The sequence below is a fragment of the Streptomyces catenulae genome (genome assembly GCF_000718015.1).
In the GTDB taxonomy this organism is placed as follows: Bacteria; Actinomycetota; Actinomycetes; order Streptomycetales; family Streptomycetaceae; genus Streptomyces; species Streptomyces catenulae.
The window spans coordinates 22,953-47,425 of the sequence record NZ_JODY01000011.1 but is presented as its reverse complement, the minus strand read 5'-3'; the positions used below and the strand labels follow the sequence as shown (position 1 = coordinate 47,425).

Here is a 24,473-nt window from a genome sequence, read left to right as displayed (position 1 = left end):
TACCCCCAATGCGAGACATACGTGACATTGACATCGGCCGCCACCCCACACTCACGAGCGGCGGCAAAACGCCCCCGGCATCCTCTCGGAAACCGGGGGCGTACCACCTATGACCTGCGACGGAGCAGGGTTATGCGGGTTTTGTGACGAGGTCAGCCGACCATCCCGTCGGCCAGCTCCTCGGTGAGATTCGACTCGGTGCCGGGGATGCCGAGGTCCTGTGCGCGCTTGTCGGCCATCGCCAGCAGACGGCGGATCCGACCGGCCACCGCGTCCTTGGTGAGCGGCGGGTCGGCGAGCGCGCCCAGCTCCTCCAGGGACGCCTGCTTGTGCTCCATCCGCAGCCGCCCGGCCGCCGCGAGGTGCTCGGGGACCTCCTCGCCGAGGATCTCCAGGGCCCGCTGGACCCGGGCACCGGCGGCGACCGCGGCGCGGGCCGAGCGGCGGAGGTTGGCGTCGTCGAAGTTGGCGAGGCGGTTGGCGGTGGCCCGCACCTCGCGGCGCATCCGCCGCTCCTCCCAGGCCAGCACCGACTCATGGGCGCCGAGCCGGGTCAGCAGGGCACCGATCGCGTCACCGTCGCGGACGACGACGCGGTCCACCCCGCGGACCTCGCGGGCCTTGGCGCCGATGCCGAGCCGCCGGGCCGCGCCGACCAGGGCGAGCGCCGCCTCCGGACCGGGGCAGGTGACCTCCAGTGAGGAGGAGCGGCCCGGCTCGGTCAGCGAACCGTGGGCGAGGAAGGCGCCGCGCCAGGCCGCCTCGGCGTCGCAGGTCGCACCGGACACCACCTGCGGGGGCAGCCCGCGGATCGGGCGGCCGCGGCCGTCGACCAGGCCGGTCTGGCGGGCCAGCTGGTCACCGCCCGCCACCACCCGTACGACGTACCGGCTGCCGCGCCGCAGTCCGCCGGGGGCCATCACCACCAGGTCGGAGGAGTGGCCGAAGATCTCCAGAATGTCCTTGCGGAGCCGCCGGGCCGCGATGCCCGTGTCCAGCTCCGCCTCGATCACGATGCGGCCGCTCACCAGGTGCAGACCGCCCGCGAACCGCAGGATCGACGAGACCTCCGACTTCCGGCAGCAGGTCCGGGTGACGGGGAGCCGGGAGATTTCATCCTTCACCGCTGCCGTCATCGCCATGGGCCGATCCTTCCATGCATCCGAAAAATACGGTCGTACGCGGCGGCCAGCAGCTCGGGGTCGTGCCTGTCGGGGGCGCCGCCCGCCGGGCGGGCGGCATCGCCCCGGGCGGCGACCGCAGCCAGCTCGACCTCGCTGCCGACGAGCTGCTTGGCGGCAGCCGTCAGACCCTCGATGTCGGGCACGGCGTCCCGATCGGCCAGCACCACGTCGAAGGCGAGTTTAGGGGCGTGTCGGGCCAAAACCTCCAAATGACGCTGCGGGGAGAAGCCATCGGTTTCACCGGGTTGCGGTGCGAGGTTGAGCGAGAGGACCTTGCGCGCCTTGGTCTCCTCCAGCGCCTCGCGCAGCTCCGGCACCAGCAGATGCGGGATCACGGAGGAGAACCACGAGCCGGGACCGAGCACCACCCAGTCGGCGTCGCGGACCGCCGCGACCACCTCCGGGACGGCCGGCGGGGCCTCCGGGACGACATGGACGGACTGCACCTCGCCGCGGGTGAGCGCGACGGTGGCCTGTCCACGGACGGTCGTGACCTCCTCCGGGCGCGCCTCGTCGTGGCCGCGGACCTGGGCCTGCAGCTCCAGGGGGACCGCCGACATGGGCAGCACCCGGCCGTGCGCGCCGAGCAGCTTGCCGACCAGGTCGAGCGCCTGGACGTGATCGCCCAGCTGCTCCCACAGGGCGACGATGAGGAGGTTGCCGACGGCGTGGTCGTGCAGCTCGCCGCCGCTCTGGAAGCGGTGCTGGATGACGCGGGCCCAGGTCTGGCCCCAGTCGTCGTCCCCGCAGAGCGCGGCCAGCGCCTTGCGCAGGTCGCCGGGGGGCAGTACGCCCAGCTCGTCGCGGAGGCGGCCGCTGGAGCCGCCGTCGTCGGCGACGGTGACGACGGCGGTCAGATCGCCGGTGATCCGGCGCAGCGCGGCCAGCGACGCGGAGAGCCCCATGCCGCCGCCGAGCGCCACCACCTTGGGGGTGCCCTTGTGCGGGCGGGCGCCGGGGACCAGTTTGCGGACCCGGCGCAGCCGCAGGGCGCGGCCGGTCATTCGCGCCCCATGTCGCGGTGGACGGTGACGGTTTCCACCCCTTCGGCCACGAGACGCCGGGCGAGCTTCTCGGACATGGCGACGGAGCGGTGCTTGCCGCCCGTGCAGCCGACGGCGATGGTGACGTAGCGCTTGCCCTCGCGGCGGTAGCCCTCGGCGACGATGCGGAGCAGGTCGGCGTAGCCGTCCAGGAACTCCTTGGTGCCGGGCTGGTCGAAGACGTAGTCGGAGACCTCTTCGCTCAGACCGGTGAAGGGGCGCAGCTCGGGGACCCAGTGCGGGTTGGGGATGAAGCGGCAGTCGATGACCATGTCGGCGTCGACGGGCAGGCCGTACTTGAAGCCGAAGGACATGACCGTGGCGCGCAGCTCGGGCACCTCCTCGCCCGCGAACTGGGCGTCCATCTTGGCGCGCAGCTCGTGGACGTTGAGGCTGGAGGTGTCGATCACCAGGTCGGCGTCGCCGCGCAGTTCGCGCAGCAGGTCGCGCTCGGCGGCGATGCCGTCGACGATCCGGCCGTCGCCCTGGAGGGGGTGCGGGCGGCGGACCGACTCGAAGCGGCGGACCAGCGCCTCGTCGGAGGATTCCAGGAACACGATGCGGCGCTTGACGTTCTGGGCGTCGAGCGTGGCGAGGGATTCCTTGAGGTTGTCGAAGAAGCGGCGACCGCGGACGTCGACGACGACGGCGATCTTGGCGACGTTCCCCTGGGAGCGGGCGCCGAGGTCGACCATCGGGGGGATCAGCTCGGGCGGAATGTTGTCGACGACGAACCAGCCGAGGTCCTCCAGGCATTTGGCCGCGGTGGAGCGGCCGGCGCCGGACATGCCGGAGATGATCACCAGCTCGGGGATGGCGGCGCTCTCTCCCTGGTCGGACTCGCGCATCGTGCCCGTACTCACCTGTGCACCGTCTTTCTCGGATGTCTCGGTTTCGTGCGTGTTGTGCGGTGTGCTCATGCGTCCCGCCCCCGTTCCGGCGACGACGTGGCCGGAGCGGCCCCGTCATCCTCAATGATCTCTCCTGTGGCGGTGTTCACCGCGGGTCCGGCGGGTGTCGCACCGGCGAGGGAGGCGAGCACCGACTCGGCGGTCTTCCGGCCGACGCCGGGGACCTCGCACAGCTCCTCGACCGTGGCCGCCCGGAGCTTCTTGAGCGAGCCGAAGTGCTTGAGCAGCGCCTGACGGCGGCTCTCGCCCAGTCCGGCGACCGCGTCCAGCGGCGAGGACTTCAGCCGTTTGCCGCGCTTGGTGCGCTGGTAGCGGATGGCGAAGCGGTGGGCCTCGTCTCGGACGCGCTGGAGGAGGTAGAGGCCCTCGCTGGAGCGGGGCAGGACGACCGGGTCGTCCTCCTCGGGCAGCCAGACCTCCTCCAGGCGCTTGGCCAGACCGCAGACGGCGACGTCGTCGATGCCCAGCTCGTCCAGGGCGCGGCGGGCGGCGGCGACCTGCGGGGCGCCGCCGTCGACGACGACGAGCTGCGGCGGGTAGGCGAACCGCTTGGGGCGGCCCTCCTCGTCCGTGGGGCGCCCGGCCATCGGGTCCGGCTCCGGGGACGCGGCCTCGGCGCGCTCGGCGGCACCGGCCTCGCCGTTGCCCTCCTCGGGGGCGGGGGGCTCCTCCGTCCACTCCCCCGACTTCTGCTTCTCCTGGAGGTAGCGGCGGAAGCGGCGGCCGATGACCTCGTGCATGGAGCGGACGTCGTCCTGGCCCTCGAAGCCCTTGATCTGGAAGCGGCGGTACTCGCTCTTGCGGGCGAGCCCGTCCTCGAAGACCACCATGGACGCGACGACGTCCTCGCCCTGGAGGTGGGAGATGTCGAAGCACTCGATGCGCAGCGGCACCGCGTCCAGGCCGAGGGCCTCGGCGATCTCCTCCAGGGCGCGGGAGCGGGTGGTCAGGTCGGAGGCGCGCCTGGTCTTGTGGAGCGCCAGCGCCTGCTGGGCGTTGCGGCCGACGGTGGCCATCAGGTCCTTCTTGTCGCCGCGCTGCGGGATGCGCAGTGAGACCTGGGAGCCGCGGCGCTCGGAGAGCCACTGCTGAACGGGCTCGACGGGCTCGGGCAGCGCGGGGACCAGCACCTCCTTGGGGACCGCGTCGCCGCGCTCCTCGCCGTAGAGCTGCTGGAGGGCGTGTTCGACGAGACCGGCGGTGGTGACGGCCTCGACCTTGTCGGTGACCCAGCCGCGCTGGCCGCGGACCCGGCCGCCGCGGACGTGGAAGATCTGGACGGCGGCCTCCAGTTCGTCCTCGGCGACGGCGATGAGGTCGGCGTCGGTGGCGTCGGCGAGGACGACGGCGCTCTTCTCCATGGCCCGCCGGAGCGCCCCTATGTCGTCCCGCAGGCGGGCGGCGCGCTCGTACTCCATCTCCTCGGCGGCGTCCTGCATGGCGCGCTCCAGGCGGCGGAGGTAGGCGCCGGTGCGTCCGGCCATGAAGTCGCAGAAGTCCTCGGCGAGTTCGTGGTGCTCCTCGGGGGAGATCCGGCCGACGCACGGCGCCGAGCACTTGCCGATGTAGCCGAGCAGGCAGGGGCGGCCGATCTGCGCGGAGCGCTTGAAGACGCCCGCGGAGCAGGTTCGGACGGGGAAGACGCGGAGCATCAGATCGACGGTCTCGCGGATCGCCCAGGCGTGGCCGTAGGGGCCGAAGTAGCGGACGCCCTTCTTCTTGGCGCCGCGCATCACCTGGACGCGGGGGAACTCCTCGCCCAGGGTGACCGCGAGATACGGATAGCTCTTGTCGTCGCGGTACTTGACGTTGAAACGCGGGTCGAATTCCTTGATCCAGCTGTATTCGAGCTGGAGCGCCTCGACCTCGGTGGAGACGACGGTCCACTCCACGGAGGCGGCGGTGGTGACCATCGTGCGGGTGCGGGGGTGGAGACCGGCCAGGTCCTGGAAGTAGTTGGCCAGGCGCTGGCGCAGGCTCTTGGCCTTGCCGACGTAGATGACACGGCCGTGGTCGTCGCGGAATTTATAGACCCCCGGCGAGTCGGGGATCTGTCCCGGCTTGGGTCGGTAGCTGCTGGGGTCTGCCATGACCACCACCCTACTGACCGCCACCGACAATCCGCGGGCCCGCGGCGGGGGCGGGACGGCCCGCGGTGGCCGGGGCCGGGAGCGGGGGCCGCGGACCCGGTGGTTCCGGTCCGCGGCCCCCTCTGCCGGTGCGGGGCGGCCCGCCCGCCGCGGGGAGGCGGACGGCGGGCCGCCCGGTCAGCGGCGGCGCAGGCGGCGGACCGCGGTGGTGCCGGTCAGCCCCAGGGCGACCAGGGCGGCGGCACCGGCGACGGCCGAGGCGGCGGCCACCGGGATGCCGCCGTCGGCCGTGGCGACGGGGCGGGCTCCGGGGACCGCGGACCGCTCCGCGGCGGGGCCGCCGTAGCCGCCGGCCTCACCGCGCCGGTCGTAGGCGGAGCCGGGGAGCTTGTCGCCGTACGCCTGCGCGACGCGTTCCTGGTAGGCGGCGACGGTGGTGCCGGTGGGGCCGACCGCCTTGCGCGCCTCGGCGTCGAGCGGCCGGATGCGGTCGCCCTGCTGGACGTACCAGGCGTTGATCTGCGGTTCGTGGAAGACGGTGCCCCCGGCGGCGAGGCGGGACCCGGCGGCCGCGGCGCGGGTCTCGTCGTCGCCGGTGGCGATGTTGACGACCTTCCAGGAGTCGCCCTGGCGCACCGTCCACACCGAGGCGGTGCGCCCGTCGGAGGCGACCGCCCTGGTGGCGAGGGTCTCCAGCCGGGCCACCGGGGCGCCGGGGACCTTGCGGACGAAGTCCGGGGAGAGCCCGTAGACGGGGACGGTGGCGCCGTCGACGCGCGGGGCGGCCTGCGCCGGGGTCAGCGTGCCGTCGTGGGCGAAGAAGCGGGCGAGGGTGGCGAGCGTGCCGGGCGCGGCGGCGGCGCGGTGGGCCGCGGCGACGCTCGCGCGAGGCGGCGGCGCGGGGGCCGCGGGGTGGGATGCGGCCGAGGCGCTCTGGGCGGCGAGGCCGATGAGCGAGGTGGTGAGGGCGCCGAGGGCGGCGGCCCGGACGGCGAGGCGCCGTGTCATGGCCTCAGGCTCCTGTCCGGTAGAGGGAGTGGGTCCAGGAGAAGTCGTTTCCGTTGACGTAGTAGCTGTAATCACCCCAGTTGTAGCGATTGTTGGACGGCCAGGGATCGCCCCAGCGCACCCAGCCCCGATCGGCGTCGTACCCGTAGAGCACATGCATGTGGCCGCCGCCGGACGCCCACTGGATGCGGGTCTCCACGGGGCGCCGGGCGTCGATCTCGCCGCGGACGGTGGCGTAGGCGAGGTAGCCGCTGACGTACGAGCCGGGGTTGAGGCCCATCCACCGGAAGGCGTTCTGGACGTTGCCCAAGGTGGCCTGGTCGTTGGGGCAGTCGGTGTTCTGGGGGCGCCCGAAGGCGGCGTTGCAGAACTGGTTCTGGCTGTAGTCGCGGCCGTACCAGGCGGCGATGGTGTTGCCGGAGCCGGCCCAGCACCAGTTGCTGTTCTCCTGGGCCTGCATGGCGATGTCCAGGCTGTTCGCGGTGGCGCGCGGGGTGGCTGCGGCGGGTGTGCGGGGTGTGGCGGGCGCCGCGGTGGCGGAGGCCACGGGCAGGAAGGTCAGCGCGGCGGCGGCGAGTGCGGCGGCCACCGGCCGTCTGCGGCGTACGGTGCGGGGACGGGGCATGGCGTTCCTCCCGAACGGGGCGGTGGGGTGTGGAGGAGCGCATCCGGATGCTGCGAAGGAGCATCGGGTGTTGTCGCAGGCAGGTCAACACGCTTCAATGCGGGGTGACATGGGGGTGTGGACGAACGGGCCCGGATGTGAACGACCGGTGCCCGGCGTACTGCAGTGAGTTCACGGGCAGGGCGCGCGCCGTGCGATCCGGTAGTGAACGTTCACCCGCGCGCCGGAGGTTGAGAGATGGCACGGAACACTCCCGAGGCGGCCGAGCTGGCGCAACTGCTGAAGACCGGCCCCTTCCACCTGGCGCTGCGCAGTGCGCTGAGCGTCCGCGGTCTGGCGCTCAACCGGGTGCAGCACAAGCTCGCGCAGCGCGGCATCAAGGTGGGGGTGACGAGCCTCAGCTACTGGCAGCAGGGCGCGCGGCGCCCGCAGCGCCCCGAGTCGCTCCGGGCGGTGCGGGCGCTGGAGGAGGTGCTGGAGCTGCCGGAGCGGTCGCTGCACCGGCTGCTGGTGCCGGAGGGCGGCGCCCGGCCGGACGGCGACCGCCCGTCGGCGCGCTCGTACCGGACGCTGGTGGAGCCCGCCGACGCGCTCCAGCAACTCTTCGCCGAGCTGGAGACGCCCGCCGACGACGGGCTGCACACCGTGGGCCACCACGAGCGGGTGCGGATCGGCGCGGAGCGGGAGCTGAGCGCCCGCGAATCGGTCCAGGTGGTCCGGGCGCACCGGGACGGGGTGGACCGCTATGTGGCCATCCACCGCGGTGACGTGGGCTGCGATCCGTCCCGGGTGACGGTCCGGGCGGCGGAGAACTGCCGTCTGGGCCGGGTGCGCGGCGACGCGGCGGCCGGGGTGGTGGTCGCGGAGTTGCTGTTCGACACCCGGCTGCGCGCCGGGGACACCCATGTCTTCGGCTACGCCTTCGAGGACGGCACCGGCGGCCCCAGTGCCGAGTACTTCCGCGGCTTCCGCTTCACCGGCGGGCAGTACGTCCTCCAGGTGCGCTTCGACGAGACGGCGCTCCCGGTGCGGTGCCGCCGCTTCACCCAGTCGTCGGCGGGCGCCCCGCGCGGTGGTCGCCAGGAGCTGACGCTGAGCGGCCGCCACCGCGCCGTCCACCTGGTGGAGCAGGGCGTACGGCCCGGGATCGTGGGGATCGTGTGGGACTGGGGGTGACGGGGCGGGGCCTGCGGAGGCGCCGCGTTTGGTGCCCGTCTCAGCCGGCGATCAGCTTGCCGCCCTTGTTCTTGACCGGGACCTCCGGCAGCGGCTCGGTGGCCGGTCCCTGGATCACCTGGCCGTTGGTGACGTCGAAGCGGCTGCCGTGGCAGGAGCAGTCACCCTCCTCCTTCGTCACCCCGGTGAGCACGCACCCGGCGTGGGTGCAGCGGGCGCTGAAGCACTTGAACGTGCCCTTGGCGGGCTGCGAGACGACCAGCCGGTCCTCGCGGTAGAGCTTCGCGCCGCCCACCGGGACCTCGGCGGCGGCCCCCAGCTCGACCGGCTCGGTGGGCAGACCGTCGTCCTTCTTGGCGCCGGAGCACGCCGCCACCCCGAAGCCCGCGGCGCCCACCAGCGCGGCGCCACGCAGAACGGTTCGGCGGGCGGGTGACTGGCTCATGGCTGCTCCAGAGGGTTCACAGGGGGCGATGTCTACCGAAGCCCGACCTTACCGGCAGCTCCGCGGCGTCCCCCGCCGGGCCGCGTCAGACGGTCCCGGGCGCCAGTTGGATCTTGCGGCAGGTGCCCGCGCGGAAGCGGCGGACCGCCTCGGCGGCGTCGTCGAGCGGCAGGACGTCGCTGACCAGCGGGTCGAGGTCCAGCCCGGCGGCGAGCACGTCGATGGCGGGCCCGAAGCTGTGGTGGACCGCCATCGAGCCGAGGATGTCGATCTCGTGGTGGTAGACGCGGTACGGCGAGAACGACGCGGTGCGGGCCGGGTCGGCCACGCCGAACTGGAGGAACGTGCCGCCGCGCCGCACCCGGCCAAGACCGTCCTCGATGGCCGCGACGACCCCGGTGGCGTCGATCACCACCTCGAAGCCGGGCGCGCGCCCCAGGGCGTCCGCGTCGGCCACCGCGGCGTCGACGCCGAACGACTCGGCGAAGGCCAGCCGGTCCGCGTTGAGGTCCACCACCGACACCGACGCCGCACCGGCGGTCCGGACGAGCGCGGCCATCATCAGGCCCATCGTGCCCGCGCCGTAGATCAGGTAGTGCTCCCCGGGGCGGCGGGGCAGCCGGTGGAGGCCGTGGACCGCGCAGGAGAGCGGTTCGACGAGCCCGGCGGCGGCCGCCGAGAGCCCGTCCGGCAGCGGGTACGCGCAGCTCGCGGGGACGGCGACGAGTTCGGCGAAGCCGCCGTCCCGGGTGACGCCGACCGCGCGGTAGTCGGCGCAGAGGTTGCCGCGGCCGATCCGGCAGTAGTGGCAGGTGCCGCACGGCATGTTGGGGTCCACCGCGACCCGGGTGCCGACGGCCGGGGCGCTCACCCCGGCGCCCAGGGCGACGACCTCGCCGGTCAGTTCGTGCCCGGGGATCAACGGGTAGCGCGCGGCGGGCAGTTCCCCGTCGAGCAGGTGCATGTCCGTACCGCACAGCCCGCAGGACGCGACGCGCACCAGCACCTCACCGGCCCCGGGGCGGGGATCGGGCACCTCGGTGACGACGAAGCCGTCGGGGGTGCCCGGTTCGGTGACCACAAGAGCGCGCATCGGCGCCTCCTCACGACGTCGTGCGGGGTTCGCTGCCCCCGGAAGGTAGCCCGCGCGTAAACGCTTGCGCAAGCGTTTACGCGCACGGCCGGGGACGGCTACGGTGGGCGGGCGCACGGCCCCCGTCCCCGGTGGCCGCCCGCCCCGGTTCCCCGGCGTACGCCCGGGAGTTGCGCGGCGCCCGGCTCCGGACCGGAGCCCGTACGGGTCGGCCCCTACGGGGCGCCCGGGGTCCGGCCGCGCGCCCCTCCGGTCCGTGGGGCCGACCGCACCAGGACGCCGCGGCATCCGGCCGCGGCGCCGCACGTTCGGAAGGAAGAGCCCGATGACGACGATGGTGGACGTGGCGCGGCGCGCGGGGGTCTCCGTCGCCACGGTGTCGCACGTCCTCAACGACACCCGCCGGGTGCGCGAGGCCACCCGCGCCGCGGTGCTCCGCGCCATCGACGACCTCGGCTACACCCCCAACACCCTGGCCCGTTCACTGGTGACCGCGCGGACCCGGTCGATCGGGCTGGCGGTCTCCGCGATCAGCAACCCGTACTTCACCGAGATCCTCCGGGGCGTCGAGGCGAGCGCGCTGGAGGCGGGGTACGGGCTGCTGCTCGCCGACCCGCACGACGACCCCGGCCATGAGCGAAAGGTCGTCCAACTCCTGCACGAGCGGCGGGTGGACGGCATGATCGTCGCGCCGTCCGCGGAGCCGTCGGAGATGGTCGGCTATCTGACCCGCCGGGCCGTGCCCACCGTCTTCCTGGACCGGCTGGTCGGCGACGCGCACGATCAGGTGTGCGCGGACAACACCGCTCCCATGCGGCAACTCGTCGAACATCTCGCCGACCGGGGACACACCCGCATCGGGCTGATCGCCGGACTGCCCGGGCTGAGCACCACCACCGAACGCGTCGCCGGATACCGCGCGGCGCTGCGCTCGCGCGCACTGCCGTACGACCCCGGGCTGTTGGCGGGCGGCAACTCCGAGGCGGCGGGCGCCGAGTCCGCCACCCATCAGGTGCTGTCCGCCGACCGCCCGCCGACCGCCCTGGTCACCGCCAACAACGCGATGACCATCGGCGCCCTGCGCGCGCTGGGCGACCGCGGTCTGCGGGTGCCGGAGGAGGTGGCGCTGGCCTGCTTCGACGACTTCTCCTGGGCCGATCTGTTCACGCCCCGGCTGACCGCCGTCGCCCAGCCCGGCCGTGAGATCGGGGCGGCGGCGGTCCGGCTGCTGCTGGACCGGCTGGCCGAGCCGGACCGGGCGCCGCGCACCCTGCGGCTGCCCTGCACGCTGGTGCACCGCAGTTCGTGCGGCTGCCCCGAACTCCCCCGTGGCGCCGCCGGTGCCCGGCCGGGCGCGGCGCCGCCGACCGCTCCGGCCACCGAGGAAAGGAACTCCCCCGTGGACGGAAGGAACGCCCCGTGATCGTTGTCGCCGGTGAGGCACTGATCGATCTCGTCCCCGGCCCGCGGGACGGCACCGCGGGCGACGGACTGCCCGCACTGCTGCCGCGGCGCGGCGGCGGCCCGTACAACACCGCCGTCGCGCTGGGGCGGCTCGGCGCCACGGCCGGTTTCTGCTCGCGGATCTCCCGGGACGCGTTCGGGAACGCGCTGCTCGACGGTCTGGACGCGGCCGGGGTGGACACCCGGCTGGTGCAGCGGGGCGACGAGCCGACGACGCTGGCCGTGGCGGACATCGGCGCGGACGGTTCGGCGGGCTACGGCTTCTACGCCGGGGGCACCGCCGACCGCCTCTTCACGGTGCCGGGCGCGCTGCCGCCGTCGGTGCGCGCGCTCTCCTTCGGCACCTGTTCGCTGGTGCTGGAGCCGGGCGCGACGGCGTACGAGACGCTGCTGCGCCGGGAGTCCGGGCGCGGGGTGTTCACCGCGCTGGACCCGAACATCCGGGCCGGGCTGATCCCGGATCCCGCGGCCTACCGCGCCCGGTTCCGCTCCTGGCTCCCCCATGTGACGCTGCTGAAGCTGTCGGAGGAGGACGCCCGGTGGCTCGCGGACGCCGGGCCGGACCGCGCGGACGGCGACGGGTCCGTGGTGTCCGCGGTGCGGGAGTGGCTGGCAGCCGGGCCCGCCGCGGTGGTGCTGACCCGCGGCGCCGACGGGCTGACGGTGTGGACGCGGGACGGCTCCGAGGTGTCGGTGCCCGGGGTGCGGGTCCCGGTGGTGGACACCATCGGTGCGGGCGACACCGTCAACGCGGCGCTGCTGCACCGGCTCGACGCCCATGACGCGCTCTCCCGCCCTGCGGTGGCCGCGCTCGGTGCGGACGGCTGGCGCGACATCCTCGGCTTCGCGGCCCGGGCGGCCGCCGTCACCTGCGCCCGCGCGGGCGCCGAGCCGCCGTGGGCGGCGGAGGTGGAGCGGTAGCGCGTCGGGCGGGCGGGGCCCGGAGGGGCGTGCGCCGCCCTCTTGTGGCGCCCCGCCCGCCCGGAGCGGTGAGTACGTGGCGGGCCGCCGCCCCTGCCGCTCCGGGGAGCGGGACGAGGGCGGCGGCCCGGGTGCCGACGGGCGTCAGGAGGCCCGGCGGGCCTTGCCTGTCGTCTTCTTCGCGGCGGTCTTCTTGGCCGTGGTCTTCGCCGCGGTCTTCTTGGCGGTCGCCTTGGTAGCCGTCGCCTTGGCGGCGGTCTTCCTGGCCGCCGTCTTCTTCACCGGCTTCGCCGCCGCGGGGGCGCCCGAGGTGGCCGCGTCGCTGACCCGGTCACCGAGGATCTCCCGCAGGAACTTACCGGTGTGGCTGGCCGGAACCGAGGCGATCTGCTCCGGGGTGCCCTCGGCGACGATCATGCCGCCGCCGTTGCCGCCCTCGGGACCCATGTCGACGATCCAGTCGGCGGTCTTGATCACGTCGAGGTTGTGCTCGATGACGATGACCGTGTTGCCCTTGTCGACCAGCCCGGACAGCACCGTGATCAGCTTGCTGATGTCGTCGAAGTGCAGCCCGGTGGTGGGCTCGTCCAGGACGTAGACCGTACGGCCCGTGGAGCGCTTCTGGAGTTCGCTGGCCAGCTTGACGCGCTGCGCCTCACCGCCGGAGAGGGTCGGCGCGGACTGGCCGAGGCGGACATAGCCCAGACCGACGTCGTGCAGCGTCCGGAGGTGCCGGGCGATGGCCGGCACCGCCTCGAAGAAGGTCAGCGCCTCCTCGATGGGCATGTCCAGCACCTCGGCGATGGACTTGCCCTTGTAGTGCACCTCCAGCGTCTCGCGGTTGTAGCGCGCGCCGTGGCAGACCTCGCACGGCACGTACACGTCCGGCAGGAAGTTCATCTCGATCTTGATGGTGCCGTCGCCCGAGCAGTTCTCGCAGCGGCCGCCCTTGACGTTGAAGGAGAACCGCCCCGGCAGATAGCCGCGGACCTTCGCCTCCATCGTCTCCGCGAAGAGCTTGCGGATGTTGTCGAACACCCCGGTGTACGTCGCGGGGTTGGAGCGCGGCGTACGGCCGATGGGCGACTGGTCGACATGGACCACCTTGTCGACGAGGTCGTCGCCGTCCACCCGGGTGTGCCGCCCGGGCACCGTCTTGGCGCCGTTCAGCTCGCGCGCCAGGTGGGTGTAGAGGATGTCGTTGACCAGCGTGGACTTGCCGGAGCCGGAGACCCCGGTGACGGCGGTCAGCACGCCCAGCGGGAAGGCGGCGTCGATGTCGCGGAGGTTGTTCTCCTTGGCACCGTGCACCGTCAGCTGCCGGGCGGGGTCCACGGGGCGGCGGATCTCCGGCGTCGCGATGGCGCGCCGACCGGAGAGGTACTGGCCGGTGATCGACTCCTTGTTGGCCAGCAGCTCCTTCATGGGGCCGCTGTGCACGACCTTGCCGCCGTGCTCACCGGCGCCGGGACCGATGTCCACGACCCAGTCGGCGACCTTGATGGTGTCCTCGTCGTGCTCGACGACGATCAGCGTGTTGCCCATGTCGCGCAGCCGCACCAGCGTCTCGATCAGCCGGTGGTTGTCGCGCTGGTGGAGGCCGATCGACGGTTCGTCGAGGACGTAGAGGACGCCGACCAGACCGGAGCCGATCTGGGTGGCGAGCCGGATGCGCTGGGCCTCGCCGCCGGAGAGGGTGCCCGCGGCGCGGTTGAGCGAGAGGTAGTCCAGACCGACGTCGACCAGGAACTTCAGCCGCTCGTTGACCTCCTTGAGGACCCGCTCGGCGATCTTCTTCTCGCGGGCGTTGAGCGTCATCTCGCGGAGGAAGTCGGCGCAGTCGCTGATCGACATGGCCGCGACCTCGGCGATCGACCGGCCCTGCACGGTGACCGCGAGGACGATCGGCTTCAGCCGGGTGCCCTCACACGTCGGGCAGGGCACCTCGCGCATGTAGCCCTCGAAGCGCTCGCGGCTGCTGTCGCTCTCCGCCTCGCTGTGGCGCCGCTTGACGAACGGCAGGGCGCCCTCGAACGGCGTGGTGTAGGCACGCTCGCGGCCGTAGCGGTTGCGGTAGCGGACCTCGATCTGGGTGCGGTGGCCGTTGAGCAGGGCCTTCTTGGCGCGCTGCGGCAGTCCGGCCCACGGGATGTCGGTACGGAACCCGAGGGCGTCGGCGAGGGCGCCGACCAGGCGGCCGAAGTACTCCTTGGTGTGGCCGTGCGACCACGGGTGGATGGCGCCCTCGTCCAGCGAGCGGTCCTCGTCGGGGACGATCAGCTCCGGGTCGACCTCCATCCGCGTGCCGATGCCGGTGCAGTCCGGGCAGGCGCCGAAGGGGGAGTTGAAGGAGAAGGAGCGCGGCTCCAGCTCCTCGAAGGAGAGGTCGTCGTAGGCGCAGTAGAGGTGCTCGGAGTACATCCGCTCGCGCTGCGGGTCGTCGGCGTCCAGGTCGACGAAGTCGAGGATGACCATGCCGCCGGAGAGCCCGAGGGCGGTCTCCACGGAGTCGGTCAGCCGACGCTTGGCGGACTCCTTCACCGTCAGGCGGTCGACGACCACCTCGATGGTGTGCTTCTCCTGCTTCTTCAGCTTCGGCGGCTCGGCCAGCTGGATCGTCTCGCCGTCGACCCGGGCGCGGCTGTACCCCTTGGTCTGGAGGTCGGCGAAGAGGTCGACGAACTCGCCCTTGCGCTCCCGCACCAGCGGCGAGAGCACCTGGAAGCGGCTGCCCTCGGGCAGCTCCAGCACCTTGTCGACGATGGCCTGGGGCGACTGCCGGGCGATCGGGCGGCCGCACTCGGGGCAGTGCGGCTTGCCGATGCGGGCGAAGAGGAGGCGGAGGTAGTCGTAGACCTCGGTGATGGTGCCGACCGTCGAGCGGGGGTTGCGGGACGTCGACTTCTGGTCGATGGAGACCGCGGGGGAGAGCCCCTCGATGAAGTCCACATCGGGCTTGTCCATCTGCCCGAGGAACTGCCGGGCGTAGGAGGAGAGCGACTCGACGTAGCGCCGCTGCCCCTCGGCGAAGATCGTGTCGAAGGCGAGCGAGGACTTGCCCGACCCGGAGAGCCCCGTGAAGACGATGAGGGAGTCGCGGGGGAGGTCGAGCGAGACGTTGCGGAGATTGTGCTCGCGAGCGCCACGGACGATGAGACGGTCGGCCACGCCGGTCGGCACCTTTCTGGAGTGGGCGGGGAGCCGCGGTACCGCGTCCGCCGCCCGGTGATGAGCAGGGGCGGCGGAGCGGAGCGGAACCCCTTCCCAGGGTATGGGGCCCGCCACGGCACTGTCTGAGTGATGCCACACACGAGCCTATAGCACGCGCATTCGAATTACGGTCGTCGTTGCCCTGCTTCACTCGAACGTGTGGCGGCGCCGGATCCTTCCCGATCACCGGCGCTCCGCGCCCCGTCCGCGCCCTCGCAGGTCAGCGCCGCTCCCCCGGTCCGGCGAGCACCGGCAGCGCCCGTTCCAGCGCGTCGAAGGTCCGCTCCAGCACCGCCGCCTGCTCAACGGCGACCGCCTCCGCGGGGTCACCGTCGAGCTGCCGCCGCACCGCCGTCGCGTACGCGGCCCGCCACCCGGCGGCGATCAGCGCGGCGGCGACCCGGGACTCCGGATCGTCCGGCGGCGCACCGGCGGCCCGCCCCAGCTCCACCGCGAGCAGCTCCTCCAATTCCTCCAGCACCTCGCGCCCCCTGGCCCGCAGCGCGGGTGAGTCGAGGACCGTCCGCCAGAAGCGCCCGAACCCCTCCCCCACCCTCGTCAACGGATGCCCGGAGGCCACCAGCCCGGTGGCGAGCCGCCGCAGCGCGGCGAGCGGCGTCTCGTCCGGCTCCCGGTCGCGCACCGCGCGGACGAGCATCCCGGCGGCCTCCGGGACCCGGTCGAGGAAGAGGTCCTCCTTGCGCGGGAAGTAGTTGAAGACCGTCATCGCGGAGACCTCGGCGGCGCGGGCCACCTCGGCGACGGTGACCTGCTCGAAGCCGCGCTCGACGAAGAGGCGGCTCGCCTCGCCGGAGATCCGCTGCCGGGTCCGCCGCTTCTTCCGTTCCCGCAGCGTGAGGCCCGCCTCCTCCGGGTCCGTGCCCGCCACCGGGTCCGCCCGCCCGTCGTCCGCACCGGCCCGGTCCACCGCTCCGTTCGCGCTCATGCCGCAATATTTTACTTGCCATATTTTTTTAGTGACTACATCCTTCTCTGCGACAGCGACAGAACAAGGGTGGGGCATGCGTACGGACACCACGGCGGACACCGGGCCGGACACGGAGACGGAGGTCGTCGTCGCGGGCGGCGGACCGGTGGGGCTGATGCTGGCCTGCGAACTCGCCCTGGCGGGGGTGGACGTCGTGGTCCTGGAGCGGCTGACGGAGGTGGACACCACCATCAAGGCCGGGTCGATCAACACGCCGACCGTGGAGTCCTTCTACCGGCGCGGCATGCTGCCCGCCCTGGAGGAGGCGCAGCGCGAGGGGCTGGAGCGGTTCGCGTCGTTCCTGCGGCAGCGAACGGCGGGCACGGACGGCGCCGCCCGACCGCCGCGCTTCGCCGGGCACTTCGCGGGGATCATGCTCCACGGTGACCTGCTGGACGGGGAGGATCCCGACTTCCACGCCGCCGGGCCCGCCGACGGCGTCGGGTTCGTCGCGCAGGCGACCGTGGAGCATCTGCTCGCCGCACGCGCCGCCGAACTGGGCGTCACCGTGCGCCGCGGTGTGGAGCTGACCGATTTCGACACCGCGGCCGACCATGTGCGCGTCCGCACCACCGACGGGGCGCTGCGCGCCGGTTGGCTGGTCGGCTGCGACGGCGGGCGCAGCACGGTCCGCCGCCTCGCGGGCTTCCCGTTCCCGGGCACCGCACCGGAGATCACGGGCCGTCAGGCGCTCGTCGAGATGACCGGCGGCGAAGGCCTGAAGACCGGCTGGAACGGCACGGACACCGGCATCTACGTGCACGGACCGGTGCCGGGGCGGATCCTGACGGTGGAGTTCGACGGCCCGCCGGCCGACCGCGCGGCGCCGGTCACCGCCGAGGAGTTGCAGACCTCGCTGCGGCACACCTCGGGCGTCGACGTCACGGTCACCAAGGTGCTGTCGGCGACCCGCTTCACCGACAACGCCCGGCAGGTCCCGGAGTACCGCAAGGGGCGGGTGTTGCTGGCGGGGGACGCCGCCCATGTGCACGCGCCTTTCGGCGGCCAGGGGCTGAACCTCGGGATCGGCGACGCGGTCAACCTCGGCTGGAAGCTCGCCGCGACGATCCGCGGGTGGGCCCCGGAGGGCCTGCTGGACACGTACACCGCGGAGCGGCACCCGCTCGGCGCCTGGGTGCTGGAGTGGACGCGGGCCCAAGTGGCGCTGATGCGGCCGGAGTCGCACGCCCGGGCGCTGCGCTCCCTCGTCGCGGAGTTGGCGCGGACCGTCGACGCGACCACCTTCTTCGCCAAGCGGATCTCCGGCGTCCTGCACCGCATCGACCTGCCCGGCGACCATCCGCTGATCGGCCGCAGCGCCCCCGACCTGCTGTTCTCCGACGGCACCCGGCTCGGCGACCGGTTGTGCGCCGGGGGCGGTCTGCTGCTCGACCTGACGGACGACGCCGCGCTGCGCGCCCGCGCCGCCGGTTACCCGGACCGGCTGCGGGTGCTGACCGCCCGCACCACCGGGCCCGCCCCCGCCGGGCTGCTGATCCGCCCCGACGGCTGCACGGCGTGGGCGGTGGACGCGGTCCCCGGGGGCCCGGTGCCGCTGGGCGGGCTGGACGACGCGCTGCGCCGGTGGTTCGGCGCGCCCCGCGCGGACACGGCGTAGCGGCGCACCCGCGGCCCGGCGGGGCGCACTCCCCGGGGAGGGGGCGCACTCCGGGGCGGCGCGCGCGGTGCGGCCCCTGGGGCGATCGCAGCCGTACGGGCCCCGGGCCTGGTGGGCGGCGCCGCGCCGCCCGCGAAGTGCCCGGTACGCGACCGGGCCTCCCCGGGGCGCACCGGTGTCGTCCCGGGGCGCGCGGGGGCGCGGTGTGGCCGGTTCCGGCGGTCTCCCGCAGCCGCGTCCGCGGCGCTAGCGTCGGGGGCATGACCGATACCGCGCCTGATTTCGCGCACGATGTGGCCGCCGTCCACGAGGCCACCGAGCGGCTGCTCACCGCCGTCGCCGGTCTCGACGACGCCGCGGTCACCGAACCGTCCCTGCTCCCCGACTGGACCCGCGGCCATGTCCTGGCCCATCTGTCGCGCAACGCGGACGCCCTGGTCAACCTTCTGACCTGGGCACGGACGGATGTCCCCACGCCGATGTACGCCGATGCGGCGACCCGGGACGCCGACATCCGGCGGGACGCGGTCCGCCCGCTGGCGGCGCAGCTGGACGATCTGCGGGCGAGCGGGGAGCGGTTCACCGCCGCGGCGCGGGCGCTCCCGGCGGACCGGTGGGACTTCCGGGTCGAGATGCGCAACGGCGTGGTGGAGCGCGCCGACCGGCTGCCGTTGCGGCGGCTCGGCGAGGTGGAGCTGCACCACGTCGACCTGGGGATCGGCTACACCCTCGACCGGCTGCCCGCCGCCTTTGTCGCCGCCGAGCTGGATTTCCTGACCGGCGTGAAGTTCGCGGGACACCCCGGGCTCCCGGCGCTGGAGCTGCGGACCGCGGACGGGCACCCGCGGCGCACCGGCAGTACCGCCGAGGGCGCGGCGCCGCTGGTGGTGGCGGGCCCGGCGACGGCGCTGCTCGGCTGGCTCACCGGGCGCGGCGAGGGCGACGAGCTGACCGCCGACGGCGGCGCGCTGCCTGTCGTACCCCCGCTCTAAGCTGGCGTCATGGCCTACAGCGGAGCAGTGAAGGTCGGCGGACCGGCCGACGTGCACGAGCTGACCGACCTGATGATCTCGAAGGTCGCGGTCGGTCCGACGAACAACAACGCCTATGTCCTGCGGTGCCGGGCGACCGATGAGCAGTTGCTGATCGATGCGGCGGCGGAGCCGCACACGCTGCTCACCCTGATCGGCGACAGCGGTCTCGCCTCGGTGGTCACCACGCACCGGCACGGCGATCACTGGGGCGCCCTGCGCGAGGTGGTCGATGCGACGGGCGCACGGACGTACGCCGGGCGGTACGACGCCGAGGGCATCCCGGTGCCCACGGACGTGCCGGTCGAGGACGGCGATGTGCTGCGCGTCGGCCGGGTGGAGCTGACCGCGCGGCATCTGGTCGGCCACACCCCGGGCAGCATCGCGTTGATCTACGACGACCCGCACGGCGCTCCCCATGTCTTCACCGGGGACTGCCTCTTCCCAGGCGGCGTGGGGAACACCTGGGGCGATGCGGAGAGCTTCGCCACCCTGATCGACGGCGTCCAGCACAAGCTCTTCGACCAGCTTCCGGACGAGACCTGGATCTATCCGGGGCACGGCGCCGACACCACGCTGGGCGCGGAGCGGCCGCATCTCGCCGAGTGGCGCGAGCGCGGCTGGTAGCCATCCGTGACGGCGGGCCCCGCACCCGGGTGGGCGGGGCCCGCCGTCGCGTCCGGGCGGCAGCCGCCGGTCAGACGCCCGCGCTCTCCTGCGGCTCCGTCTCCTCCTCCGTCTGCTTCCGGGCGGCCAGCAGGCTGGTGACGGTGGTGACGACGAGGACCGCGCAGATGACGCCCAGCGAGACCGGAATGCTGATCTCCGGCACGGCGACCCCCGATTCGTGCAGCGCGTGCAGCACCAGCTTCACCCCGATGAAGCCGAGGATCACCGACAGGCCGTACGAGAGGTGGACCAGCTTCTTGAGCAGTCCGCCGATCAGGAAGTAGAGCTGCCGCAGCCCCATCAGGGCGAACGCGTTGGCGGTGAAGACGATGTACGGGTCCTGGGTGAGCCCGAAGATCGCCGGTATGGAGTCCAGGGCGAAGAGGACGTCGGTGGTGCCGATCGCCAGCATGACGACCAGCATCGGCGTCATCAGCCGCTTGCCGTTCTCGACGACGAACAGCTTCGTCCCGTGGTACGTACCGGTCGACGGGAAGCGCTTCTCCACGGTCTTCAGGAAGCGGTTCTCCTCGAACTCCTCGTCCTCCGCCCCGGCCATCGCCTCCTTGACGAGCTTCCACGCGGTCCAGATGAGGAACGCGCCGAAGAGGTAGAAGACCCAGGAGAAGTTGGCGATGATCGCGGCTCCGGCGCCGATGAATCCGGCCCGCAGCACCAGCGCGATCAGCACGCCGACCATCAGCACCCGCTGTTGGTAGATCGACGGGACCGCGAACTTCGCCATGATCAGGACGAAGACGAAGAGGTTGTCGACGCTCAGGGACTTCTCGGTGATGAAACCGGCGAAGAACTCACCTGCCGGAGCGGAGCCGCCGAACAGCAGCAGTCCGAGTCCGAAGAGCGCGGCGAGCGTCACCCAGACGCCGGTCCAGATTCCGGCCTCCTTGAGGGAGACCTCGTGCGGGGTGCGGCCGCCGATGAAGAAATCGGCGGCGATCAGGGCGCTGAGACCGAGGATGGTCAGCACCCACAGGGTCAGGGAAACGTCCACTGCTCCTCCGGCAGAGTCGTACGGCACATAACAGCGTCGTCGCTGCCGGAGGTCTCTTCCGCCCGGCTCCCGAAGGCCACCGGGCCGACGCCCCGGGATCTCGTCACGCTCGTGATCCGTGATGACGGGAACGTCGTTGCAGGAGTACTCCCCTCCGCGGAGCTAGCGTAAAGGAATACCAAGGATAAGTAAATGAAAAGGTAAAGTGCCTGGTCAGGCCGTACGCGCCGCCACGTTCTACAGGTGCTCGGCGTGGCGGCGCGGCGTCGGAGGTCAGCTCACCCCGGCCTCCCGCATCTGGCGCAGCTCCTTCTTCAGCTCGCCGACCTCGTCCCGGAGCCGGGCCGCCACCTCGAACTGCAGGTCCGCGGCGGCGGCCCGCATCCGCTCGGTCATCTCCTCGATCAGCTCGGCCAGCTCGGCGGCGGGCCGGTCGGTCGGCGTCGCACCCTTGGCCGCCTTGGCGCGCTTGCCGCCCTTCGCCGCCTTGCCGCCCAGCTCCGGGACGGGCGCCTTCGCCGCTCCCCCGGCGTCGCCCTTGCGGTAGCCCGTCCCCAGCAGCTCCTGGGTGTCGATCTCCTCGCGCGCGAGGGTGGCCACGATGTCACCGATCTTCTTCCGCAGCGGCTGCGGATCGATGCCGTGGGCCTTGTTGTAGGCGAGCTGCTTCTCCCGGCGGCGGTTGGTCTCGTCGATCGCCCGCTCCATCGCCGGGGTGATCTTGTCGGCGTACATATGGACCTGGCCGGAGACGTTCCGCGCCGCGCGCCCGATCGTCTGGATCAGCGCCGAACCGGAGCGCAGGAAGCCCTCCTTGTCGGCGTCGAGGATGGAGACCAGGGAGACCTCCGGGAGGTCCAGCCCCTCGCGCAGCAGGTTGATGCCGACCAGGACGTCGTACTCGCCCGCCCGCAGCTCACGCAGCAGCTCCACCCGGCGCAGGGTGTCGACGTCGCTGTGGAGATAGCGGACCTGGATGCCCAGCTCCAGGAAGTAGTCCGTGAGGTCCTCGGCCATCTTCTTGGTGAGGGTCGTGACGAGGACCCGCTCGTCCTTCTCGGTCCGCGCCCGGATCTCGTGGACCAGATCGTCGATCTGCCCGTCGGTGGGCTTGACCACCACCTCCGGGTCCACCAGCCCGGTCGGACGGATGATCTGCTCCACGAAGCCGTCGGACCGCGCCAGCTCGTACTTCCCCGGGGTCGCCGAGAGGTAGACGGTCTGACCGACCCGCTCCAGGAACTCCTCCCACTTCAGCGGGCGGTTGTCCATGGCGGACGGCAGCCGGAAGCCGTGCTCGACGAGGGTCCGCTTCCGCGAGGCGTCCCCCTCGTACATCGCACCGATCTGCGGCACCGTCACATGCGACTCGTCGATGACCAGCAGGAAGTCATCGGGGAAGTAGTCCAGCAGGGTGTTGGGCGCGGAGCCGGGCTCACGGTCGTCCATGTGCATGGAGTAGTTCTCGATGCCGGAGCAGGAGCCGACCTGGCGCATCATCTCGATGTCGTAGGTGGTGCGCATCCGCAGCCGCTGGGCCTCCAGATGCTTGCCCTGCTTCTCCATCGTGGCGAGGGTGTCGGCCAGCTCCGCCTCGATCCCGGCGATGGCGCGCTCCATCCGCTCGGGACCGGCGATGTAGTGGCTGGCGGGGAAGACGTACAGCTCCTGGTCCTCGCTGATGACCTCGCCGGTCAGCGGGTGGAGGGTGGACAGCGCCTCCACCTCGTCGCCGAACATCTCGATCCGGACGGCCAGCTCCTCGTAGACCGGGAAGATCTCGATGGTATCGCCGCGCACCCGGAAGGTGCCGCGGGTGAACGCCACGTCGTTGCGTGTGTACTGGATGTCGACGAAGCGGCGCAGCAGCTGATCGCGGTCGATCTCGTCGCCGACCTTGAGCGGCACCATGCGGTCGACGTACTCCTGCGGCGTGCCCAGGCCGTAGATGCAGGAGACCGAGGCGACCACGACGACGTCCCGCCGGGTGAGCAGGGAATTCGTCGCGGAGTGGCGGAGCCGCTCGACCTCTTCGTTGATCGAGGAGTCCTTCTCGATGTACGTGTCGGACTGCGGGACGTACGCCTCGGGTTGGTAGTAGTCGTAGTAGGAGACGAAGTACTCGACGGCGTTGTTCGGCAGCAGCTCGCGGAATTCGTTGGCGAGCTGGGCCGCGAGGGTCTTGTTGGGCGCCATGACGAGCGTCGGGCGCTGCAGCTTCTCGATCATCCACGCGGTGGTCGCCGACTTGCCGGTGCCGGTCGCGCCCAGCAGGACGACGTCCTTCTCACCGCCGCGGATGCGCTGCTCCAGCTCGGCGATGGCCGTCGGCTGGTCGCCGCTGGGCTGATAGGGGCTGACGACCTCGAAAGGCGCCACCGTGCGTTCGATCTTCGATACGGGCCGCATGGAAACCACCGTACGACCCGCCACTGACATCCGGCCGGGAAACCCGTCCGACCAGGGCGTTCTTCCGATCGGCGGATCTCGGGACGGAGGCGGCCGGGGCCTGGGAAGGGCCGGAACGATGATCGGGCCCGCGCCCGGCCCCGGCCCGGCCGGACGCCCGTCCGGAGGAGCGGGCCGACCGGGCGGACGGCGGGGCGGCCCGACCGCGCGGAGGCGCCGCGGCACCGGGGGCGCACCCGGCGCCCGGGCCGTCCGGAGCCGCGCGGCGACGGCCGGTCCCTCCGGCACCGCGGGCCCCGCCCGCCCCCGTGGCCGCCCCGCTCCCCGCCCGCCTTCCGGAGCCGCACGCTCCGGTATTCCGGAAAGACCAAAACCGGTCACAGGAGCGAAGGGTGACGAACCGTCGGCCGGGATGCGGGTTCGCCGCCACTCCGGCAAGTTGGACGGCGCCGGAGCGTCCATCTGTTGCACGGCGTTTCCGGACAACCTGTCACCGCGCCCCTCAAACACGGAACACCGGCCACTTCTCGTTCAATCTCTGTCCATCCCTCGCCTCCCTCTCCGTACCCCCCGGCTGCGAACCTCTGGCCGTCCGGCACGGCATCAGGCCACGTCACACCCGTTCGTCGCACACCTCACACCCGGTCACGTCCACGACGTCACGAGGAGTCCGTATGCGTCTTCGCACCGCCGCCACCGCCCTCTCCGGCGCGCTCCTGGGTCTGTCCACGCTCGTCCTCCCCCCAGCCACCGCACAGGCCGCCACCGGCGGCCACAGAACCGTGGCGGTCGCCCACCGCGGCGCCCCCACCCACGCGCCCGAGAACACCGTGGCCTCCATCAACGAGGCCCACCGGCGCGGCTCCACCTGGGTGGAGAACGATGTGCAGCGCACCAAGGACGGTCAGCTGATCGTCATGCACGACACGACGCTCAACCGGACGACCGACGTGAAGAAGGTGTTCCCGGACCGCGCGCCCTGGAAGGTCGCCGACTTCACGCTCAACGAGATCAAGAAGCTGGACGCGGGCAGCTGGTTCGACGCGAAGTTCACCGGCGAGCGGGTGCCCACCCTCAAGCAGTACATGACCGCGGTCACCCACAACCACCAGCGGCTCCTGCTGGAGCTGAAGTCTCCGGAGCTGTACCCGGGTATCGAGCTGCAGGTCCTGTCCCAGCTGCGCCGCCAGGGGTGGCTCGACCGTGACCACGTCAAGAACCGCCTGATCATCCAGAGCTTCAACGGCGACGCGGTGAAGACCGTCCACCTGCTGCGGCCGGACATCAAGACCGGCTTCCTCGGCAACCCCACCGTCGCCGAGCTGCCCGAGTACGCCCGGTTCTGCGACCAGATCAACCCGTCGTACACGGTGACCACCCCGGAGTACATCAAGGCGGTGCACGGACTGCGCGGGCCGCACGGCCGTCCGATGGACGTCTACACCTGGACCGTCGACAACACCGCCACGGCGGTGAAGCTCGCCGGTGCCGGTGCGGACGGCGTCATCAGCAACTCCGCGGACACCATCCGCGCCGCACTGCGCAAGAACGGTCTCTGACCTGCGCCTACGGCCTG

General features: G+C 72.5%; 19 protein-coding genes. 7 read left to right on the top strand and 12 right to left on the bottom strand.

Features of this window, described 5'->3' with window-relative positions; genetic code table 11:
* Positions 1 to 152: 152 nt before the first annotated feature.
* The 6 genes from whiA to IF23_RS0112560 form a co-directional block, all read right to left on the bottom strand.
* Positions 153 to 1,142 carry a DNA-binding protein WhiA gene (gene whiA / locus IF23_RS0112585; RefSeq protein WP_030282946.1) on the bottom strand — a complete coding sequence of 330 codons (990 nt, stop codon included), beginning with the start codon at positions 1,140 to 1,142 and terminating at the stop codon, positions 153 to 155.
* The gene (locus tag IF23_RS0112580) at positions 1,133 to 2,188 is read right to left on the bottom strand and encodes a gluconeogenesis factor YvcK family protein (protein WP_030282944.1); all 1,056 of its coding nucleotides are present in this window, start codon (positions 2,186 to 2,188) and stop codon (positions 1,133 to 1,135) included. Before IF23_RS0112580 ends, whiA begins: the two co-directional genes overlap by 10 nt.
* Positions 2,185 to 3,075 (bottom strand): RNase adapter RapZ, encoded by an 891-nt coding sequence (rapZ, locus tag IF23_RS0112575; protein ID WP_078653941.1) that lies wholly within the window; start codon positions 3,073 to 3,075, stop codon positions 2,185 to 2,187. Before rapZ ends, IF23_RS0112580 begins: the two co-directional genes overlap by 4 nt.
* Positions 3,076 to 3,143: 68 nt before the next feature.
* Entirely contained in the window at positions 3,144 to 5,228 is a 2,085-nt protein-coding gene (gene uvrC / locus IF23_RS0112570) for an excinuclease ABC subunit UvrC (RefSeq protein WP_030282940.1), read from the bottom strand.
* Between the two features lie 177 nt (positions 5,229 to 5,405).
* The gene (locus tag IF23_RS0112565; protein ID WP_030282938.1) at positions 5,406 to 6,236 is read right to left on the bottom strand and encodes a hypothetical protein; all 831 of its coding nucleotides are present in this window, start codon (positions 6,234 to 6,236) and stop codon (positions 5,406 to 5,408) included.
* 4 nt (positions 6,237 to 6,240) lie between these two features.
* Entirely contained in the window at positions 6,241 to 6,861 is a 621-nt protein-coding gene (locus IF23_RS0112560) for a papain-like cysteine protease family protein (protein WP_030282936.1), read from the bottom strand.
* Positions 6,862 to 7,098: 237 nt separating this feature from the next.
* Here IF23_RS0112560 and IF23_RS0112555 point away from each other — a divergent pair, with 237 nt between their 5' ends.
* Complete coding sequence (locus IF23_RS0112555) at positions 7,099 to 8,037, top strand: hypothetical protein (protein ID WP_030282934.1); 939 nt, start codon at positions 7,099 to 7,101, stop codon at positions 8,035 to 8,037.
* Positions 8,038 to 8,077: 40 nt separating this feature from the next.
* On the opposite strand, the gene IF23_RS0112550 is transcribed toward IF23_RS0112555, so the two are convergent.
* Both IF23_RS0112550 and IF23_RS0112545 read right to left on the bottom strand, forming a co-directional pair.
* A complete protein-coding gene (locus tag IF23_RS0112550; RefSeq protein ID WP_030282933.1) occupies positions 8,078 to 8,482 on the bottom strand; it encodes a Rieske (2Fe-2S) protein in 405 nt (134 codons plus the stop codon).
* 85 nt (positions 8,483 to 8,567) lie between these two features.
* On the bottom strand, positions 8,568 to 9,575 hold the full coding sequence (locus tag IF23_RS0112545) for a zinc-dependent alcohol dehydrogenase family protein (RefSeq protein WP_030282931.1): 1,008 nt from the start codon (positions 9,573 to 9,575) through the stop codon (positions 8,568 to 8,570).
* Positions 9,576 to 9,900: 325 nt separating this feature from the next.
* On the opposite strand from IF23_RS0112545, the gene IF23_RS0112540 reads away from it, so the two are divergent.
* Both IF23_RS0112540 and IF23_RS0112535 read left to right on the top strand, forming a co-directional pair.
* Positions 9,901 to 10,998 carry a LacI family DNA-binding transcriptional regulator gene (locus tag IF23_RS0112540; RefSeq protein WP_030282929.1) on the top strand — a complete coding sequence of 366 codons (1,098 nt, stop codon included), beginning with the start codon at positions 9,901 to 9,903 and terminating at the stop codon, positions 10,996 to 10,998.
* Positions 10,995 to 11,960 carry a carbohydrate kinase family protein gene (locus IF23_RS0112535; RefSeq protein ID WP_030282927.1) on the top strand — a complete coding sequence of 322 codons (966 nt, stop codon included), beginning with the start codon at positions 10,995 to 10,997 and terminating at the stop codon, positions 11,958 to 11,960. Before IF23_RS0112540 ends, IF23_RS0112535 begins: the two co-directional genes overlap by 4 nt.
* A gap of 144 nt (positions 11,961 to 12,104) precedes the next feature.
* Here IF23_RS0112535 and uvrA read toward each other — a convergent pair whose 3' ends face one another.
* Together uvrA and IF23_RS0112525 are read right to left on the bottom strand one after the other, a co-directional pair.
* Positions 12,105 to 15,128 (bottom strand): excinuclease ABC subunit UvrA, encoded by a 3,024-nt coding sequence (gene uvrA, locus IF23_RS0112530; RefSeq protein WP_030282925.1) that lies wholly within the window; start codon positions 15,126 to 15,128, stop codon positions 12,105 to 12,107.
* 262 nt (positions 15,129 to 15,390) lie between these two features.
* Positions 15,391 to 16,116 (bottom strand): TetR/AcrR family transcriptional regulator, encoded by a 726-nt coding sequence (locus IF23_RS0112525; RefSeq protein ID WP_078653940.1) that lies wholly within the window; start codon positions 16,114 to 16,116, stop codon positions 15,391 to 15,393.
* A gap of 76 nt (positions 16,117 to 16,192) precedes the next feature.
* On the opposite strand from IF23_RS0112525, the gene IF23_RS0112520 reads away from it, so the two are divergent.
* The 3 genes from IF23_RS0112520 (at position 16,193) to IF23_RS0112510 (ending at position 19,434) form a co-directional block, all read left to right on the top strand.
* Positions 16,193 to 17,776, top strand: a complete 1,584-nt coding sequence (locus IF23_RS0112520; RefSeq protein WP_051739538.1) for an FAD-dependent oxidoreductase — start codon at positions 16,193 to 16,195, stop codon at positions 17,774 to 17,776.
* A gap of 260 nt (positions 17,777 to 18,036) precedes the next feature.
* Positions 18,037 to 18,768, top strand: coding sequence for a maleylpyruvate isomerase family mycothiol-dependent enzyme (locus IF23_RS0112515; protein ID WP_030282919.1), 732 nt, complete (start codon positions 18,037 to 18,039; stop codon positions 18,766 to 18,768).
* Between the two features lie 9 nt (positions 18,769 to 18,777).
* Positions 18,778 to 19,434 (top strand): MBL fold metallo-hydrolase, encoded by a 657-nt coding sequence (locus IF23_RS0112510; protein WP_030282917.1) that lies wholly within the window; start codon positions 18,778 to 18,780, stop codon positions 19,432 to 19,434.
* Between the two features lie 70 nt (positions 19,435 to 19,504).
* Here the strand turns inward: IF23_RS0112510 and IF23_RS0112505 are convergent, their stop codons facing one another.
* Positions 19,505 to 20,488: a TerC family protein gene (locus tag IF23_RS0112505; RefSeq protein ID WP_030282915.1), complete on the bottom strand. Its 984-nt coding sequence runs from the start codon at positions 20,486 to 20,488 to the stop codon at positions 19,505 to 19,507.
* Positions 20,489 to 20,761: 273 nt separating this feature from the next.
* The gene (gene uvrB, locus IF23_RS0112500; protein ID WP_030282913.1) at positions 20,762 to 22,897 is read right to left on the bottom strand and encodes an excinuclease ABC subunit UvrB; all 2,136 of its coding nucleotides are present in this window, start codon (positions 22,895 to 22,897) and stop codon (positions 20,762 to 20,764) included.
* A 674-nt stretch (positions 22,898 to 23,571) separates the two neighbouring features.
* On the opposite strand from uvrB, the gene IF23_RS0112495 reads away from it, so the two are divergent.
* Positions 23,572 to 24,456 carry a glycerophosphodiester phosphodiesterase gene (locus IF23_RS0112495; RefSeq protein ID WP_030282911.1) on the top strand — a complete coding sequence of 295 codons (885 nt, stop codon included), beginning with the start codon at positions 23,572 to 23,574 and terminating at the stop codon, positions 24,454 to 24,456.
* Positions 24,457 to 24,473: the final 17 nt, after the last annotated feature.